Origin of the sequence: Methylobacterium sp. WL18 (assembly GCF_008040015.1) — a bacterium.
Classification (GTDB): Bacteria; Pseudomonadota; Alphaproteobacteria; order Rhizobiales; family Beijerinckiaceae; genus Methylobacterium; species Methylobacterium mesophilicum.
Window position 1 is genome coordinate 1 of record NZ_VRVD01000630.1, and the last position, 2,712, is coordinate 2,712.

Below are 2,712 nucleotides of genomic sequence, written 5' to 3' on the forward strand. Positions count from 1 at the left end.
GGATCCCCTCGATCCGGCCGACGGCGCGGCCGGCCCAGCCCGAGGCGGGGCGGTGGAGGCGGCCGAGGCCGGTTTCCGGCCGGGCGGTGCCGATGAAGCGGTCGAGGGTGCGGATCCAGCCTTCGGCCGGAACATCCCCGGCTTCCAGGCACAGCACCCAATCCCGTCGCGCCTGCACGGCCCCGGCCCCATAGGGATCTCGGCCCCGGTGGAGCACCAGGGCCGCCCCGGTGGCGTCCGCGATGGCGGCCGCCGCGTCGCTGGCCCGGCCGGTCACGATCACGGCGTCGCCGACCAGACCGCCGGCCACGCCCGACACCAGCACGCTGAGCGTGTCGGCGAGGCGGTCGATCGCGTCCGGATCGGCCGGGTCGGCCAGGTAGGTCACCGCGGAGAGCATCTGCGCGCCCATAGACGATTCTGCGCGGCGGTAAACCGGGCCGCGGCGTCTCGCCCGGGCTCGGCGGCGTTTGCCTGAAATTGAGGCGTCGGAGGCGCTGTGTTCGCGCTATGTTCCACGTGAAACACGAGGCGCCTGGCATGGCTAAGATTCCCAAAGGCTCGACACCCGTCGCCCCGGTGCGTCTGGGATCGAGCACGCTGCCTCTGGAGGCCCGACGCGGCCGGGGTGCCACGGCGAACCCGACGAGCCGCTACGAGGCAGCCAGCCGCGAGGTCTTCCAGGATCCCGATTGGGAACCCGAAATACCCGCCACCCTGCGCACGCAGGTGACGCTGGAGCGGGCCGCGCGGATCATCGCACGCAATACCTCGCCCGACATCCCGTTCGACCGCTCGGTGAACCCGTATCGCGGCTGCGAGCACGGCTGCATCTACTGTTACGCGCGCCCGACGCATGCCTGGCTTGGGCTTTCGCCCGGCCTCGATTTCGAATCCCGGATCGTCGCCAAGCCCGATGCCGCCAAGCTGCTCGCGCGCGAGATCGCCGCGCCGGGCTACCAGCCGGAGACGATCGCGCTGGGGACCGCCACCGATCCCTACCAGCCGGTGGAGCGGGAGTACCGGATCACCCGAGCGGTGCTGGAGGTGCTTCAGGCCGCGCGTCACCCCGTCGGCATCACCACCAAGTCCGACCTCGTCCTGCGCGACCTCGACATCTTGGCCGAGATGGCCCCGGACAACCTCGTGCTCGTGGCGGTCTCGCTGCCGACGCTGGACCCGCGCCTCGCCCGCCTGCTCGACCCGCGGGCGCCGCGGCCGGAGAAGCGGCTGGCCGCGATGCGGCGCCTGTCCGAGGCCGGCGTTCCCGTGATGGTCAACGTCTCGCCGATCATCCCGGGCCTGACCGACCACGAGATCGAGGCGATCCTGGCCCAAGCCCGCGACCACGGCGCCAGCCGCATCGGCCATGCCCTGCTGCGCCTGCCGGGGGAGGTCGCCGACCTCGTCGCCGACTGGTTCTCCGAGCACTATCCCGAGCGCCGGGCCCGGGCCTTCGCGTTGCTGGCGCAGGCCCGGGGCGGCCGCGAGAACGATCCCCGCTTCGGCCACCGCTTCCGCGGCGAGGGGGCCTATGCCGAGATGATCGGCCGGCGGGTCCGCCTCGCGGGCGGGCGGCTCGGCTTCGCGTTCGGGCGCATGGCGCTGAACACGGCGGCGTTCCGCAAGCCCGGGGCGCAGCTCGCCCTGTTCTGAAGCGCGGCGGCGCGTCACAGCCGCAATGGCTCCACCGACGCAGGCCGCACGAACCGGAGCCTTCGCTCATGACAGCGGCCCGCCGCCGGAAGCAGATGTCAGCGCGCCGGATTCGGTCGAAAGTCCAGCCGTTATCGGGGCTTGATCGAGATATATTCTGCGGACATCACAAACAAAGATCCTAGGCGTCACAGCGTAACTGATAAAAACCGTCATAAAAGCGAGTTGCAAACGTCATCGTTCGGATCCACAGAGGTTACGCCGACGTAAGATCTTTAGATTTGTTCCAAATCGGGATCAAAAATCGATCGGTGCCGCATCAACACCGTGACGGAACCGACGCCGATGTCTCGTGGGCAACCCCTTATGTTTGCCGGATTCGAGCTCACGACACTCACGATCGGCAAGATCCTGTGCGCGACGCTGTTCTCGATGAGCGCCATGCTGATCGCCTCGGAGGTGTCCACCCTTCGTGAGGCCCAGGTGCAGGCGGATCGGAGCCACCGTGTGGTGGCCTTGACCGAGGCGAGCCGGACGCTCCTCAAGGATCTCCTGGCCATCCGCATGGAGCGGGGCCGCACGCTCCAGGCCCTGAAGGCCGCCGACCCCATTCCCGCGAAGGACGTGGCGCTGATCGCCACACAGCGCGAGACCATCGCGGGCGGTCTCGAACGGCTCGCGACGCTCGCGCGGGATGTGGATGCGCCTTCGGTCGTGGCGAAGGTCGAGCCGCTTCAGCGGGCCTACGAGGCCACGCTCAAGCTGCGCCCGCAGGTCGATGCCGCCTTGGCGGTGCCGGCGGCTCAGCGACCCACCGGCACGCTGCCGGCCATCGCGGAGGCCTCCCAGGCCCTGCTCGACGCCTTCCTGGCCACCAACGACGCGGTCGATGCCGCCATCCCGCGCGGCGACGCCACCCTCGCGCATTACCTCGACCTCAAGCGCGCGGCCTGGGCCTCGCGGGCCCTGATCGGCGGCGTGGTCGTCCGGATCGAAGCTGCCGTCGCCGCCGGCACCCCGTGGACTCAAGGCGACATCGTCGCCGCGGCCGAGGAG

At 70.1% G+C, this 2,712-nt stretch carries 2 protein-coding genes and 1 pseudogene; 2 read left to right on the forward strand and 1 reads right to left on the reverse strand.

Features of this window, described 5'->3' with window-relative positions:
* The coding region (locus tag FV228_RS26075) for a hypothetical protein (RefSeq protein ID WP_147857191.1) at window positions 1-412 on the reverse strand (412 nt) is incomplete at its 3' end.
* Between the two features lie 128 nt (window positions 413-540).
* Here FV228_RS26075 and FV228_RS26080 point away from each other — a divergent pair.
* Both FV228_RS26080 and FV228_RS26085 read left to right on the forward strand, forming a co-directional pair.
* Window positions 541-1,656, forward strand: coding sequence for a PA0069 family radical SAM protein (locus FV228_RS26080; RefSeq protein ID WP_147857192.1), 1,116 nt, complete (start codon window positions 541-543; stop codon window positions 1,654-1,656).
* A gap of 366 nt (window positions 1,657-2,022) precedes the next feature.
* Window positions 2,023-2,712, forward strand: a pseudogene (locus FV228_RS26085) (methyl-accepting chemotaxis protein); the annotation flags it as partial.

Coding starts and splice junctions, on each gene's coding strand:
- FV228_RS26080 (WP_147857192.1), top strand. CDS start 541: ATGGCTAAGATTCCCAAAGGCTCGACACCCGTCGCCCCGGTGCGTCTG.